Below are 14,741 nucleotides of genomic sequence, written 5' to 3' on the forward strand. Positions count from 1 at the left end.
GGCGTCGCGGCAGGAAGTCGCACGCCGCCTGAATCGGGCGTGCCATCAAGAGCAGGAAGTGGGGGATTGGCTTGAAGTGCACCTCTTTTGCAACGCATATTTCGGTGGCCGTTCTGGCACTGGGCATCACACCGCTCTACAGCCTTTCGGCACATGCCGCAGACACCCTCGAACCCGGGCTCAAGGTCATCAGCCCCAGCCGACTGGAAACCCGTCCCGAGCAGACGGCCCGGACGCATCCACGCAACGCTGCAAGGCCAGCGGTCCTGTCCGGTACCAGTTCGGCGGGGGCCAGGCTCGATGACGCCGATCTGGCCACGCCGGCCACCGGCACCCAGTTGGGCCTGGTCCAGGCCGTCCGCCTGGCCGTGGAGTGGCACCCGAGCATCGGTGAAGCGATCGGCACCCTGTACCAGCAGGGCGAGGGCATCAACGTGGCGCGTGCCGGCTACTATCCACGCATCACCGGTGGCCTGCGTGGCGGTCTCGACAGTTCCTACGGCGGCAATGGCACCAGCCAGGCGGTGAACATCTCGCTCAAGCAGATGCTCTACGACTTCGGCAAGGTCGACAGTGCGGTCGACGTTGCCAAGGCCCGCGTCGCGCGCAGTCAGGCCCAGGTACTGCTGAGCATCGATCAGGTGGCGCGCGACACCTCCCAGGCCTACATCGAGGTGCAGCGCTATCAACGCCTGCTGCAGGTCGCTCGCGAGCAGATCAAGGGCATCGCCGGCATTGCCGAGCTGGCACGCCAGCGCAGCGACATGGGCGCCGCGACTCGCTCCGACGTGGTCCAGGCCAGGTCCCGCGAAGACGGCGCGCGGGCCACCCTGCTGCAGTATCAGGCACTGTACAACCGCTGGCGAGCCAACCTGATCAACCTGGTCGGACGCGCTGCGCCGTTCGACGTCAACGACGACTTTCCGCCGTCGCTGCTGGCCTCCTGCAACGCTGCAGAACCGGACATGAACGCCTTGCCGGGCATCCTGGTAGCCAACGCGCAACGGGTCGAGGCCCAGGCGGCCATTCGCCAGGCCCGCGCCGATGGGCTGCCGACGCTGTCGGTCGACCCTACGCTGAACCACTACCTGGACAGCAACTACAACAGCAACAATTCCAATATCGACCGTACCCAGGCGGGCATCTTCATCAACCTCGACGTGCCGTTCTACCAGGGCGGTGCCACCACCGCGCGCACCGCCGCAGCCACCTATGCCCTGACTGCCGCCGACTCGGCCGAAGATGCCGCTCGCCTGCAGGCCCGCCAGGGCTTGTTCGAAGCGCAGGCGCAAACCGCCAGCCTGGACCGTCGGCTGGGCTCGCTGCAATCGCGCCAGGGCAGCATTTCCGAAGCCCGCGAGCTGTACGGCCAGCAATACCTGGAGCTGGGCACGCGGCCATTGCTGGACCTGCTCAACGCCGAACAGGAGATCCACCAGTCGCGCTTCGACCTGGCCAACACCGAGGCTGACCTGCGTCGCCTGCAGGTCGACTGCCTGTACAGCACCGGCGCCCTGCGCAGTGCCTACCGGATCGATCAGAGCACCATCCAAGGCGTGGAGATACTGCCATGAACGATGCCGTGAACCTGCCCCTGGACGCGGAATCGGTACAGCCCGCGCAAGCCTTTTCGCGCCAGGACTACCAGGTCTGGCTCGACGCGATTCTCGGTGTGGCGCGCCACTACCGCCTGGAATGCTCGGCGGAAAACGTGCGTATCGCATCGCTGCGTGCCGACGATTCAAGCGTCGAGGACGTCCTGCGGCAGATGGCCCGGCAGGCCGGCCTGACCATCAAGTTCGCCCGCTACGACCCGAGCACCCTGACCCAGTGGCGCACGCCGCTGGTGGTGCAGCTCAAGGACGGCCAGGTCGGCATCATCCAGGTGCTCGGCGACGACGAGCAGATCGGCATCGCCTATAGCGGCGACCAAGGGCTGCAGAGCAGCATCGACCGCCAGACCCTGCTCGACAACGCCCTGCGCACGGTGATCCTGCGTCCGGCCCGGCCGGTCAGCGACGTGCGCACCAACGACTACATCAAGCCCTACGACGAGCATTGGTTCCGCAAGATCGTGCTGCGCGACCTCAGGCCCTACGGGCACGTCATGCTGGCCTCGCTGGTGGCCAACATCCTCGGCCTGGGTGGAGTGTTGTTCTCCATGCAGGTATACGACCGGGTGATCCCGGCCGAATCGCTGCCCACCCTGTACGTGCTGTTCGGCGGCGTGCTGCTGGCGATCACCTTCGACTTCATCATGCGCATCATGCGCATGAAGATCACCGACCTGCTGGGCAAGCGCGCCGACCTGCGTGTCAGCGACCTGGTCTTCGGCCACGCGATGCGCCTGCGCAACTCGGCGCGGCCCAAGTCCACCGGTTCGTTCATCTCGCAGCTGCGCGAACTCGAATCGCTGCGTGACCTGATCACATCCAGCACTGCCACGGCACTGGCCGACCTGCCGTTCTTCCTGATCTTCCTGGTGGTGTTCTACCTGATCGGCGGGCCGCTGGTGCTGATTCCGCTGTGCGCGTTGGTGGCCATGGTGGTGCCGGGGCTGATGGCCCAGCGCAAGCTGGCGCGGCTGGCCAACGAATCCATGCGCGAATCAGCGCTGCGCAACGCCATGCTGGTCGAAACCGTGCAAGGCATGGACGACATCAAGAGCCTGCAGGCCGAGCAGCGCTTCCAGCAGCAATGGAACCACTACAACGCCGTGGCGGCAGACAGCAGCCTGCGCCTGCGCACCCTGACCAACGGCCTGGTGGCCTGGACGCAGAACGTGCAGAGCGCGGTGTTCGCCATCGTCATCGTGTTCGGTGCGCCCATGGTGATCGTCGGCGACCTCACCACCGGCAGCCTGGTGGCGGCCTCGATTCTGGCCTCGCGGATGATGGCGCCGGTGTCGCAGCTGACCCATGTGCTGACCCGCTGGCAGCAGGCCAAGGTTGCCCTGGAAGGGCTCAACCGCCTGATGCTGCTGCCGGTCGATCACCCCGAAGGTGCCCAGCGCGTGCACCTGCCGGTGATCGGCGGCCGCTACCAGCTCAAGCGCGCCAGCTTCAAGTACAGCGAAGAGGCACGTACCCCGGCACTGACCGTCAACGAGTTGAGCATCGCGCCGGGCGAGCGCATCGCCGTGCTTGGCCGCAACGGTGCTGGCAAGTCGACCTTGCTCCAGGCACTGGCCGGCGGCCTGGACCTGAGCGGCGGCAGCATCAGCCTCGATGGCGTTGCCCTGGGCCATATCGACCCGGCCGACGTGCGCCGCGACATCGGTCTGCTCACGCAGAACTCGCGGCTGTTCCACGGCAGCCTGCGCGAGAACCTGATCATGGGTGCCGGGCAGGCATCGGACCAGGAGATCATCGCTGCACTGGAAATCACCGGCGCGCTGGATTTCGTGCGCCAGTGCCCGACCGGCATGGATCACTTGATTCTCGAAGGCGGCCTCGGCCTGTCGGGTGGTCAGCGCCAATCGCTGCTGCTGTCGCGTCTGCTGATCCGCCAGCCGCACATCCTGCTGCTCGACGAGCCCACCGCGTCGCTGGACGAAACCACCGAACGCCGGCTGATCCAGAACCTGGCGACCTGGGGCCAGGGCCGCACGATCATCGTTGCCACCCATCGCACCAGCGTGCTGGCCCTGGTCGACCGGATCATCGTGGTCGACAACGGTCAGGTGGTGATCGACGACACCAAGGAAAACGCCATCGCCAGACTGTCGCGTCCCAAGGGCGCGGCTCAATGAAGGAGGGCAGGGCAATGGATACAGGCAAGTCTTTCAAGGTGCTGGGCTCCGGTGAATTCAAGCGCATCCCGCTGCTCAGCGAAGACGGTGCGCCGGGCCAGTCGTATTACCAGGACGGTGTCGACGACTCCACCGTGGTGCGCGCGACCCGCGTGGTGTGGGTCGCGGTGGCGATGCTGCTGGCGTTTTTCGTCTGGGCATTCTTCTTCGAGGTCGTGGAAGTCTCCACCGGCACCGGCAAAGTCATTCCCAGCTCGCGGGAACAGCTGATCCAGTCGCTTGAAGGCGGCATCGTGGCCGAGATGAACGTGACCGAAGGGGCGATCGTCGAACGCGGTCAGGTGCTGGCCCAGCTGGACCCGACCAAGACCGAATCCAACTTCGGCGAGAGCGCGGCGAAATACCGCGCGACCTTGGCCAGTGTCGCCCGCCTGCAGGCCGAAGTGGGGCTCAAGCCCCTGAAATTCCCGGCCGAGCTCGACGCCTATCCGGCTTTGCTCAAGGCCGAAACCGAGCTGTACAACGTTCGCCGTCGTGGCCTGGATGACTCGTTGGCCGGCATCAACGAATCCCTGCGGCTGGTGCGCAGCGAATTGCAGATCACCGAAAACCTGGCCAGAACCGGTGCGGCCAGCCGGGTGGAAGTACTGCGGCTGAATCGGCAGCGCTCTGAGCTCGAGCTCAAGCTCACCGAAGCCCGTTCCGATTACATGGTGCGGGCCCGCGAGGAGCTGGCCAAGGCCAATGCCGATGTGGAAACCCTGACCGCGGTGCTCAAGGGCCGCTCCGATTCGGTGTCGCGCCTGACCCTGCGCTCGCCCGTGCGTGGCATCGTCAAGGACATCGAAGTCACCACCATCGGCGGCGTGGTGCCGCCCAATGGCCAATTGATGCAGATCGTGCCGCTGGACGAGCGCCTGCTGATCGAAGCGAGAATTTCACCCCGCGACATCGCTTTCATTCATCCCGATCAGCAAGCCAAGGTAAAGATCACCGCCTATGACTATTCGATCTACGGCGGGCTCGACGGCCGGGTGGTGACCATCTCGCCCGATACCATCCAGGATGAAGTGAAACCCGAGGTGTTCTATTACCGGGTGTTCATCCGCACCGATTCCGACTCGCTGGAGAACAAGGCCGGGAAGAAATTCGCCATCGTCCCCGGCATGATCGCCACGGTAGACATCACCACGGGCCACAAGACAGTGCTGGATTATTTGATAAAACCGCTGAACAGGGCCAAGGAAGCCCTGCGCGAACGCTAGGAAGAGCAGGGGGGCTCGGCAGCCTGGCCCCCCGGCGATTTCCAGCTTGGGCAATAAGCCGAACGCACCACCTGGGCCAGGCAGTAGCCGCGGTTGCGTACCGAGCGGATCAGGCGTTCGCCACCGCTGCATTGGCCAAACTTGCTTTGCAGGCGGCTCAGGGACATTTCCAGACCGTTGTACTGGCTGGGGTTCTTGCCCAGTCCGGCGATCAGCGCTTCCTTGCTGACCACCCGCTCGCTGCTGAAGGCGAGCAGGCTCAGCAGCGAGCACTCGGTGCGCGTCAAGGCCACGCTGATACCGTTCTGGGTCAGGGTTCGGTCGATGTCGTTGAACCACCAGCGGCCGTGTGCGAGCTGCGCATCATCCGCTGTTTGATGGGCCGTATAGAGCTGCGTATAGACGGAAGAATATTTGTTGCCAAGGTCCGTAGGCATGGGGTCGTTCCTTCAAAACGTGGTGCTGGATCCAATTTCTCTATCAATTCAAGGCTAGTACGCTTTGAAAAAATCGCCAATGGCCATCGGTCAGTCGAAAAACGCTTTTCAGCGAAAGGCGATGGGCGGGGGCGAGATGCAGCCGCGAATCAGGCGGTAGCCGGTACCGCGTACGCTCTGGATGACATGGGTGCCGAAGGCTCGGCGAATGCTGCTGCGCAGGCGACTGACGAATTTCTCCACCACCCGCACGTCGTAGGTGCGCATATTAAGCCCCAGCAGTTGCGCCAGATCGTCGAAGCTCAGCTGGTGATGAGGGGCGTAGAGCAGCGCCAGAACCACCTGAACCTGCACAAAGGTCAGGTCCAGGCGTCGCGTCGCGTCTTCCAGGCACAGACGTACGGGATCCAGCACCGGTGGGGCCAGATTCCAGTAGTCGGGGTTCTGGAACAGCGCGAGATAGAATGCTTCGCGCTCCTGCTCCGGGCCCGGCAATCGCAGCACGTGGTCGGCCCCTGCGTGTTGGTAGGCTTGGCGAATGGCGGGGTCGGCGCCGGTCAGGGCGACCAGCACCGACGCCCAGCTGTTGCCTCGACGGATGTCGTCGACCCAGCGGACGCCCTGTTGTCGTTCGCCACGGGCAGGCTCGACGAGAATGGCCTTGTGCCGGCTCTTTTCGTAGTCGAATGTCGGCTGCAAGTCCGGCTGCAGGCCCTCGACGGGCAGGGAAAGGTGGTGAAGGCAGCGCTCGAGCGAGTCGCTCCGTGAGGTATCGCTGCAAAGCATGAGAAGACGCGGTTCAAGCGGGTGAAACAGTGCAGCCAAAACGTCCATGTGTATCATTCCTGCTGTTCGCCGAGCCGACGAACAAGGCGCAGCATCGAGCTGCTTGGATCCAAGTCACTACACTGTGTACTGGCGCTACGCTATCGGCAAGCGACTTGTTCGCAACGCTTCCTGCAGGTGACTTGTCACCCGCCCGCTGCGTTGCGTATTTTGTGTACATCGCCGAGTACGGCATTGAGCGTCAAGGGCAGAGAAATGAGTAGCGAAGGGCTGCGTACGGTCGCCGAGCGTTTGAGCGGTGTCGATGAAATCGAATGCGTCACACCTGATCTCAATGGCGTACCGCGGGGCAAGGTCATGACGGCAGAAGGGTTCCTGGAGGGTCGTCGTCTGCAACTGGCCAGCGGCGTGCTGCTGCAATGCATCATGGGCGGTTATCCGCCCAGCCGCTACTACGGCGCCGACGACGGCGACGTCGCACTGGTGGCCGACCTGACTCGGTTGCAGCGCCTGCCCTGGAGCGAGCCGCCCCGTGCCTGGGTGGTCTGCGATGCCGAGGAGTTGACCGGCGGGTCATCCCCGCTGTCGACCCGCGGTCTGCTCAAGACAGTGGTTGCACGCTATGCGCGCCTGGGCCTGGCGCCGGTGGTAGCGACCGAGCTGGAATTCTTCGTCTTCGCCGCCAATCCCGACCCGTTACTGCCGTTCCAGGCGCCGATCGGGCTGGATGGCCGACGCGAGGATGGCAGCAGTGCGTTCAGCGTGGGGTCCAACAATGGCTTGCGGCCGTTTTTCAACGAGGTCTATCGCAGCATGGCAGCGCTGGGGCTGCCGCGCGACACGGTGATGCACGAAATGGGCGTCAGCCAGTTCGAGATCAACCTGCTGCATGGTGATCCGCTGCTGCTCGCCGACCAAACCTTCCTGTTCAAGCACTTGCTCAAGGAAGTCGGGCTCAAGCATGGGCTGAGCGTGGTGTGCATGGCCAAGCCGCTGGCGCGGGTGGCTGGCAGCTCGATGCACATTCATCAGAGCGTGGTGGCGCTGGACAGCGGCCTGAACGTGTTCAACGATGCCCATGACCAGCCCACCGACACCTTTCGTCATTTCATCGGTGGGCAACAGGCGGCCATGGCCGATTTCACGGCGCTGCTGGCGCCCAACGTGAATTCCTACCAGCGTTTGTGTCAGCCCTATGCGTCGCCCAACAATGCCTGCTGGTCCTATGACAACCGCGCCGCCGGGCTGCGCATACCGGCCAGCGCTGCCTGCGCACGCAGGGTCGAGAACCGTCTGCCCGGTGCCGATGCCAATCCCTACCTGGCCATCGCCGCCAGCCTCGCCGCCGGCCTGCACGGCATCGAGCACCGGCTCGAGCCCTCGCAGCCCATGCAGGGCGACCTGGCCGTGCCGGAAGAATTGTCGTTGCCATGTACCTTGCATGCGGCCCTGGAGCGTCTCAAGCGCAGCCCGTTGGCCAGGGAACTGTTCGGCAATGTGTTCATCGAAGGCTACATTGCGACCAAGACCCTGGAGCTGGCGAGTTTCTTCGACGAAATCACGCCGTGGGAACGCCGGGTGCTGGCGGCCCCGGCTTGACCCTGCAACACCTTGCATGCAGGTGACGATTTTTCCCCGCTGCGCTCAACCGAGGTGGCTGAAAAGGGCGTCGCCTGTGAACTGATCGTTCCGACACCCTTTACCGCGGACCTGCAATGCGCCAAATCTGGAAAAACTTTCGAGCCCTGTATTTCGCCTCACTGATGATGCTGATCGGCTCAGGCTTGTTGAGTACCTACCTGGCCCTGCGCCTGTCGGCCGAGCAGGTCGACAGCCTGTGGGTGGGTGCGCTGATGGCCGCCAACTATTTCGGCCTGGCACTGGGCGGCAAGATCGGCCACAGGTTGATCGCCCGTGTTGGCCATATCCGTGCCTATGCCACCTGCGCCGGTATCGTCGGCGCCGCCGTGCTGGGCCATGGCCTGGTGAACTACCTGCCAGCCTGGCTGTTCCTGCGGGTCATCGTCGGTCTGGGCATGATGTGCCAGTACATGGTGATCGAGAGCTGGCTCAACGAGCAGGCCGACAGCAAGCAACGCGGTGCGGTGTTCAGCGGCTACATGATCGCTTCCTACCTGGGCCTGGTGCTGGGCCAGCTGATTCTGGTGGTGCATCCGCAGCTGGGTCTGGAACTGCTCATGCTGGTCGCGTTGTGCTTTGCCCTGTGCCTGGTGCCGGTGGCCTTGACGCGGCGGATTCACCCGGCGCCCATGCACCCGGCACCGATGGAGCCACGCTTCTTCATCAGTCGCGTGCCGCAGTCACTGAGCACCGTGCTGGGCTCAGGCCTGATCGTCGGTTCGTTCTACGGTCTGGCGCCGCTGTACGCCTCGGCACAGGGCCTGAGCACCGAGCAGGTCGGCCTGTTCATGGGTTCGTGCATTTTCGCCGGGTTGCTGGTGCAGTGGCCGCTGGGCTGGCTGTCGGACCGTTACGACCGTGCGCTGCTGATCCGCTGCGTGGCAGTCGGTATCGCCATTGCCGCGCTGCCCCTGGCGCTGATTCCAGCTGTGCCGCTGGAGGTGCTGTTCGCAGCCGGCTTCCTGGTGTCGCTGCTGCAGTTCTCGCTGTACCCACTGGCCGTGGCGTTTTCCAACGACCACGTCGAGGCCGATCGGCGTGTTTCGCTCACCGCCATGCTGTTGGTGACCTACGGTGTGGGCGCCTGTATCGGCCCATTGGTGGCAGGGGTGCTGATGAAGCAGTTCGGCAGCCAGATGCTGTACGCCTTCTTCAGTTTCTTCGCCGTGGTGCTGGTATGGCGGATCAGGCCGAAGGCAGTGACCAACCTGCACGTCGTGGACGACGCACCGTTGCATCACGTGGCCATGCCGGCCGCCAACTCGCCGTTGGCTGCAGCTTTGGACCCGCGGGTGGATGAACACATGGTGCAGGAACAGATGCAGAACACCGAGCCGGCCGACGAAGAACCCGCCAAGGCCGGCTAGCGTGCCGCCAGGCCGCGCTGGGGCGCGGCCTGGGTTTAGAAGTCGTCCCGGTCGAAGCGCTGTGCGTCGCGTTGCAATTGATGCACGAAGCGCTCGAGGTGCCGCTGCATCAGCCCCGGAATATTGTGGAAGCGCACACCGACGAAGGTGGTGTCGATGCGCTCCTCAAAATGCAGATGGCGCAGCTCGACCGCCGTATTCATGGCGCCGAAGGGCAGGCCGGCGCTGAAGCGCTCGTAGATCTGCCCCAACTGCAACCGCTCGGCGATGTCGCCCTCGAAGCGCAGCTTGCAACCATGGGCCGAGATATCCAGCAGCTTGCCCACCAGGGTGCTCTTCAGCCGGCTGCCGGCGATTTCCACATCGACCAGTTGGGACAGCTTGAGCGCGGCACGAAAGGCATTGCGGCGCTGGTGATAGACCACCTGGCCAGGCAGCGCGCCGACATAGCAGCGGCTGCCTTGCTTCTGGGTAATGGTCCAGTTGCCATGGCTTTCCCAGGCAACGCGCACGCCGTCATGAAAGCCTTCGACCTTGAATCCTTCACCTGCTTCCAGGTATTTCTCGCCTTCGCGGGGAATCATTTCATCGAGGACGATGCGCAGGTTGTCCCGGTCCACTTCCACCACAAAGCTCTGGCAGCGCAGAGCGCGCTCGTGAAACGTGATGATGAGCGGGTCGTGGCTTTCCTGAAGCATGCGCAAGTTGGCGGCGACTTCCAGGGGCGTTGCAAGCACCTTGGGCGGTTGCGGGGCGTCTTCCACGTTCGATGCGTTTGACACGTTCTGGTCTACTCCGGGGAACACGCAGTCAGGCCTGGCTGAGGGCGCGGTAGGTGGCCATTCGCGCGGTCGAGCCACGGCTGTTGTAGAGCGACGGTGGCTCGGCGCCAGTGAGGATGCGGATCTGGTTGGCAGTCGCCACTTGCTGGCGCACGATGCCTTGGCCCACCTGTGCATTGATGGCCTGGCACTGTGCAAGCAACTGACTCAACGCATCGCCCCGGGCCAGCAACGCATCGCCCAGGTGCGACTGGCGCGCCAGCGCCTGCAGGCCATCGCGATCCGCCGACAGGCCAAGCTGCATGAGCAAGTGGCTGCGTCGGCGTCCGTTCTGTTCGAGCAGCACGATCAATGACTGCTTCTGCGCCAGAATCGTTTCCAGAAGCTCCATGTCGCGGCTCTGCAACGCCTGCGACTCGTCGCGCAGCAGCTCGAGCAGCTGCCCTGCGTACGGGAGGTCTTCTTCAATCAGCTGCAACAGCGTTTGATCGTGCATGGTGAGCCCTGGCGTTGACGCGTCCAGAAACCCCGGCGCCTAGACTAGGCTAGCGCTGGGCTTCGAAATTGAGCATTTTGCTGGCAACGCGCTCGCTGTCGACTTTATAGCTGCCCTCGGCGATAGCCTGCTTGAGCTCGGCGACGCGGGCGCTGTTGACAGTCGGCTGATCGCTCAGCTTGTCGGTGATTTTCTGCATTTGCTGGGCCTGATCGCTCAAGGTGACCGGTTCCCCGCTCTTCACGGCGGGCGTGCTTGGCACGGCCGTGTCGGCGGCCACTTCCTTGGCAGCGCTGGTACGCGACGTACCCTGCACTGACGGCGAGTTGCCCACTCGGTTGAAGTCGATAACCATTGTTCTGAACCTCTGGGTATTTGGACGCTTGCCTTGTTTTCGGCCAAATCCCGATTAACTTTAGGCGCTGTTTCGCAAATGCCCGATGCCGCGGCTACGGGCCCGTGTAGGCCCCTAGTGTAGGAAAACTCCGGTTCGCCGGCCAGCTTTTACATCGCCACTTCCACTTGTCCAGGCCCGGTGACACGCGCCTTGACCACCCGTTTGGAGTTCAGGTTGCGCACACGTATCTGCTCGCTCATGCCACCCTGCGCCAGCGCTTCGCCCGGCATGCGGACCGCCAGGGTGCCACTGCGGGCAATGATCACCACCTGATCACCCTTGAGCACCAGCGCCTGTTGCTCGAGGAATACCGGCGTGAGCACCTGGTCGATCACCGTCGGTCGGATCAGCTTCATGCCCACGGCCTCGTCCAGCGAGACCAGGAAGCCTTGACCCATGGCGCCGACGTCGCGTTCGCGCAACGCCACGTCGGCCTCCGTCAACACGCTGTCGCGCTTCAACGGTCGGGTGGTGGTCACCACCTCGCGAAACAGCCGGACCTGCGCCGGAACGAATACTGTCCACGGCGCAGCGCCTTCGCAGCGCACTCGTACGGTCACCCGGCCCATGGGTTGCGCCGGGCTTTCCAGGGTGGCCGACAGTTGCCGGTCGCAACCGGGCATGCGCAGACGTGGGTCGAGGTTGTTCACTTCGATCTCGTAGCGGCCCTGGATTTGCGAGGTCGCCAGATAATCTTCAACAGTGAACTCAAGAAAACCCTGGGTGACACCGATAAGCTGTTCGGGCAATGTGACATTGTCGGCGCGCGCCGCACTGCCGAGCACCGCGCCACCCACCGTGGCAACGGCCCAGAATAAATACGCGGCGATGTGTCGAGAAACTGTCGTTTTTGCGTTCATGCAGTGCTAATAGCAAGGCCCGTGCCGATATCGAGCGGGTCGCAAGAGGAGTTTGGGCATGGCGGGTGTAATGGATTCGGTGAACCAGCGCACGCAGCTGGTTGGGCAGAATCGCCTGGAGCTGCTGTTGTTTCGCCTCAATGGCAAGCAGCTCTACGGGATCAACGTCTTCAAGGTCAGGGAGGTGCTGCAATGCCCCAAACTGACGGTATTGCCGAAGTCCAATCCGGTGGTTCGCGGCGTGGCCAACATCCGCGGCGCGACCATTCCGATCCTCGATCTGGACATGGCCACGGGCGCTGCGGGCCTTGTGGCGTCCACCGATACCTTCGTCATCATTACCGAGTACAACACCAAGATTCAGGGCTTTCTGGTGCATTCGGTGGAACGTATCGTCAACATGAACTGGGAGGAGATCCATCCGCCACCCAGGGGCACCGGCCGCGATCACTACCTGACGGCCGTCACCCGCGTGGACAACCAGTTGGTGGAAATCATCGACGTCGAGAAAATCCTCGCCGAAGTGGCGCCGACCTCCGAAGCGATCTCGGTTGGCGTGGTGGACGAAGAGACCCACAAAAAGGCCGTGTCCCTGCGCGTGTTGACCGTCGACGATTCATCGGTGGCGCGCAAGCAGGTAACCCGTTGCCTGCAGACCGTGGGGGTTGAAGTGGTGGCCTTGAACGACGGTCGCCAGGCCCTGGAATACCTGCGCAAGATGGTCGACGAAGGCAAGCGTCCGGAGGAGGAATTCCTCATGCTGATCTCCGACATCGAGATGCCGGAGATGGACGGCTACACCTTGACCGCGGAGATCCGCAGCGACCCACGCATGCAGAAGCTGCACATCATTCTGCATACGTCGTTGTCAGGGGTGTTCAACCAGGCCATGGTCAAGAAGGTCGGCGCCGACGATTTCCTTGCCAAGTTCCGCCCCGACGACCTGGCGGCACGGGTCGTCGATCGCATCAAGGCAGCAGTATGAATGCCGGGCGCCTGCGCCCGGCCTACCGAACCAGCAAGAGGCGGCACCGTGTCTACGGGTAATTTGGATTTTGATCAGTTCCGGGTCTTCCTGGAAAAAGCCTGTGGCATTCTCTTGGGCGAGAACAAGCAGTACCTCGTCGCCAGCCGCCTGAACAAGCTGATGGAGCAGCAGGGCATCAAGTCCCTGGGCGAGCTGGTGCAGCGTATCCAGACCCAGCCACGCAGCGGCCTGCGCGAGCAGGTGGTGGACGCCATGACCACCAACGAAACCCTGTGGTTTCGCGACACCTATCCCTTCGAAGTGATGAAGAACAAAGTTCTGCCCGAAAGCATCAAGGCCAGCCCCGGCGCACGCCTGCGCATCTGGTCGGCGGCGTGCTCGTCCGGCCAGGAACCCTATTCGCTGTCGATGACCATCGACGAGTTCGAGCGCAGCAACCTGGGACAGCTGAAATCGGGTGTGCAGATCGTTGCCACCGACCTGTCCGGCAGTATGCTGACCAATTGCAAGAGCGGCGAGTACGACAGCCTGGCGATCGGCCGCGGCCTTTCCCAGGAGCGTCTGCAGCGCTACTTCGACCCCAAGACGCCAGGGCGCTGGGCAGTCAAGGCGCCCATCCGCAGTCGCGTCGAGTTTCGTGCGTTCAACCTGCTCGACAGCTATGCGGCGTTGGGCAAGTTCGACATCGTGTTCTGCCGTAACGTGCTGATCTACTTTTCCGCACAGGTGAAAAAAGACATCCTTACCCGTATCCATGGCACCCTCAAGCCGGGCGGGTACCTGTTCCTGGGTGCATCCGAAGCCTTGAATGGCTTGCCCGAGCTGTATCAGATGGTGCAGTGCAGCCCTGGTATCATCTACCAGGCCAAGTGATCTCGCGCCTGGCGCGCCTCCTTCACCGAGGCGTGCGAACAAGGTGCACGGGCGGCAATTTTTCTGGCGCCAGCGTTGCCGCTTTTCCCCTCCAGCGGAAATTTCTTGCCGCTTTTCTGGCATCACCCACCGCCTGACAGGCCCGCAACCCGCATGGGACGGGCTTTTCGAGACTTGGCACACGGATTGCTATCTATCCTGCACGAACCATCTGGTCTGCCGCATAGGTACCAACATGAGCATCAGTTTCGACAAAGCGCTGGGTATTCACGAGCAGGCCTTGGGCTTTCGCGCCAAGCGTGCCGAAGTGCTGGCCAACAACATCGCCAACGCCGATACCCCCAACTACAAAGCGCGGGACCTGGACTTCGCCTCGGTGCTGGCAGCCCAGAACGAGCAGAACGGCAAAGGTGCCTTCGGCCTGCAGACCACCAGCAGCAAGCACATTGCCGCCCAAGGCTTCAGTTCCGGCGACGAGACCTTGCAGTACCGCATCTCCACCCAGCCTTCGCTGGACCAGAATACCGTCGATGCGCAGATCGAGCAGTCGAACTACGCCGAGAACTCGGTCAACTTCCAGGCCAGTTTCACCCTGCTCAACAGCAAGTTCAAAGGGCTGGTATCGGCCCTTCGCGGAGATTAAGCCATGTCCCTTGCCAGCGTCTTCAACATTGCCGGTAGCGGCATGAGCGCGCAGACCACGCGCCTGAACACCGTGGCGAGCAACATCGCCAACGCCGAAACCGTATCGTCCAGCATCGACCAGACCTACCGTGCGCGGCACCCGGTGTTCGCCACCATGCTCCAGGGCCAGCAGGCCGGTGACAGCGGTTCGCTGTTCCAGGATCAGGACTCGGCGGGGCAGGGTGTGCAGGTCACCGGCGTGGTCGAAGACCAGAGCGATCTGGAAGCGCGATACGAGCCCAACCATCCGGCGGCGAACAAGGATGGCTACGTCTACTACCCGAACGTCAACGTGGTCGAGGAAATGGCCGACATGATCTCGGCCAGTCGTTCCTTTCAGACCAACGCCGAACTGATGAACACCGCAAAGACCATGATGCAGAAGGTGCTGACCCTGGGTCAGTGATAGAGGCG

General features: G+C 63.2%; 15 protein-coding genes. 9 read left to right on the plus strand and 6 right to left on the minus strand.

The genetic code is table 11. The features are described from left to right. Window positions 1-104 precede the first annotated feature (104 nt). The 3 genes from IFT98_RS06755 to IFT98_RS06765 are packed head-to-tail and all read left to right on the plus strand — an operon-like array spanning window position 105 to window position 5,016. The gene (locus IFT98_RS06755; RefSeq protein ID WP_342214137.1) at window positions 105-1,574 is read left to right on the plus strand and encodes a TolC family outer membrane protein; all 1,470 of its coding nucleotides are present in this window, start codon (window positions 105-107) and stop codon (window positions 1,572-1,574) included. Continuing rightward, entirely contained in the window at window positions 1,571-3,751 is a 2,181-nt protein-coding gene (locus tag IFT98_RS06760) for a type I secretion system permease/ATPase (protein WP_192047833.1), read from the plus strand. Before IFT98_RS06755 ends, IFT98_RS06760 begins: the two co-directional genes overlap by 4 nt. Window positions 3,752-3,765: 14 nt before the next feature. Next, entirely contained in the window at window positions 3,766-5,016 is a 1,251-nt protein-coding gene (locus IFT98_RS06765; protein ID WP_122713729.1) for an HlyD family type I secretion periplasmic adaptor subunit, read from the plus strand. On the opposite strand, the gene IFT98_RS06770 is transcribed toward IFT98_RS06765, so the two are convergent. Beyond that, window positions 5,013-5,453, minus strand: a complete 441-nt coding sequence (locus IFT98_RS06770) for a winged helix-turn-helix domain-containing protein (protein ID WP_185794495.1) — start codon at window positions 5,451-5,453, stop codon at window positions 5,013-5,015. The two genes, IFT98_RS06765 and IFT98_RS06770, sit on opposite strands and share 4 nt — an antisense overlap. Before the next feature lie 108 nt (window positions 5,454-5,561). Further along, entirely contained in the window at window positions 5,562-6,287 is a 726-nt protein-coding gene (locus IFT98_RS06775; protein WP_163007416.1) for a helix-turn-helix domain-containing protein, read from the minus strand. Window positions 6,288-6,596: 309 nt separating this feature from the next. Between IFT98_RS06775 and IFT98_RS06780 the strand changes: the two genes are divergently transcribed. Both IFT98_RS06780 and IFT98_RS06785 read left to right on the plus strand, forming a co-directional pair. After that, the gene (locus IFT98_RS06780) at window positions 6,597-7,838 is read left to right on the plus strand and encodes a glutamine synthetase family protein (protein ID WP_192047909.1); all 1,242 of its coding nucleotides are present in this window, start codon (window positions 6,597-6,599) and stop codon (window positions 7,836-7,838) included. Window positions 7,839-7,954: 116 nt separating this feature from the next. Continuing rightward, window positions 7,955-9,247, plus strand: a complete 1,293-nt coding sequence (locus tag IFT98_RS06785; protein ID WP_192047834.1) for an MFS transporter — start codon at window positions 7,955-7,957, stop codon at window positions 9,245-9,247. A 35-nt stretch (window positions 9,248-9,282) separates the two neighbouring features. Here the strand turns inward: IFT98_RS06785 and IFT98_RS06790 are convergent, their stop codons facing one another. The 4 genes from IFT98_RS06790 to flgA form a co-directional block, all read right to left on the minus strand. Next, window positions 9,283-10,029: a flagellar brake protein gene (locus IFT98_RS06790; RefSeq protein ID WP_192047835.1), complete on the minus strand. Its 747-nt coding sequence runs from the start codon at window positions 10,027-10,029 to the stop codon at window positions 9,283-9,285. A 28-nt stretch (window positions 10,030-10,057) separates the two neighbouring features. Continuing rightward, window positions 10,058-10,525 (minus strand): flagella synthesis protein FlgN, encoded by a 468-nt coding sequence (locus tag IFT98_RS06795; protein WP_122794844.1) that lies wholly within the window; start codon window positions 10,523-10,525, stop codon window positions 10,058-10,060. A 49-nt stretch (window positions 10,526-10,574) separates the two neighbouring features. Next, entirely contained in the window at window positions 10,575-10,880 is a 306-nt protein-coding gene (flgM, locus tag IFT98_RS06800) for a flagellar biosynthesis anti-sigma factor FlgM (RefSeq protein ID WP_122713722.1), read from the minus strand. 149 nt (window positions 10,881-11,029) lie between these two features. Continuing rightward, window positions 11,030-11,782, minus strand: a complete 753-nt coding sequence (gene flgA / locus IFT98_RS06805) for a flagellar basal body P-ring formation chaperone FlgA (RefSeq protein ID WP_122713721.1) — start codon at window positions 11,780-11,782, stop codon at window positions 11,030-11,032. Between the two features lie 58 nt (window positions 11,783-11,840). Between flgA and IFT98_RS06810 the strand changes: the two genes are divergently transcribed. The 4 genes from IFT98_RS06810 to flgC all read left to right on the plus strand — a co-directional run bounded on the left by IFT98_RS06810 (window position 11,841) and on the right by flgC (window position 14,733). Beyond that, window positions 11,841-12,767 (plus strand): chemotaxis protein CheV, encoded by a 927-nt coding sequence (locus tag IFT98_RS06810; RefSeq protein WP_122713720.1) that lies wholly within the window; start codon window positions 11,841-11,843, stop codon window positions 12,765-12,767. Window positions 12,768-12,815: 48 nt separating this feature from the next. Then, window positions 12,816-13,643 (plus strand): protein-glutamate O-methyltransferase CheR, encoded by an 828-nt coding sequence (cheR, locus tag IFT98_RS06815; protein ID WP_122476757.1) that lies wholly within the window; start codon window positions 12,816-12,818, stop codon window positions 13,641-13,643. A gap of 235 nt (window positions 13,644-13,878) precedes the next feature. Continuing rightward, complete coding sequence (gene flgB, locus IFT98_RS06820; protein WP_122475947.1) at window positions 13,879-14,286, plus strand: flagellar basal body rod protein FlgB; 408 nt, start codon at window positions 13,879-13,881, stop codon at window positions 14,284-14,286. 3 nt (window positions 14,287-14,289) lie between these two features. After that, window positions 14,290-14,733 (plus strand): flagellar basal body rod protein FlgC, encoded by a 444-nt coding sequence (flgC, locus tag IFT98_RS06825; RefSeq protein ID WP_122713719.1) that lies wholly within the window; start codon window positions 14,290-14,292, stop codon window positions 14,731-14,733. Window positions 14,734-14,741: the final 8 nt, after the last annotated feature.

It is taken from the genome of Pseudomonas sp. CFBP 8770 (assembly GCF_014841705.1).
In the GTDB taxonomy this organism is placed as follows: Bacteria; Pseudomonadota; Gammaproteobacteria; order Pseudomonadales; family Pseudomonadaceae; genus Aquipseudomonas.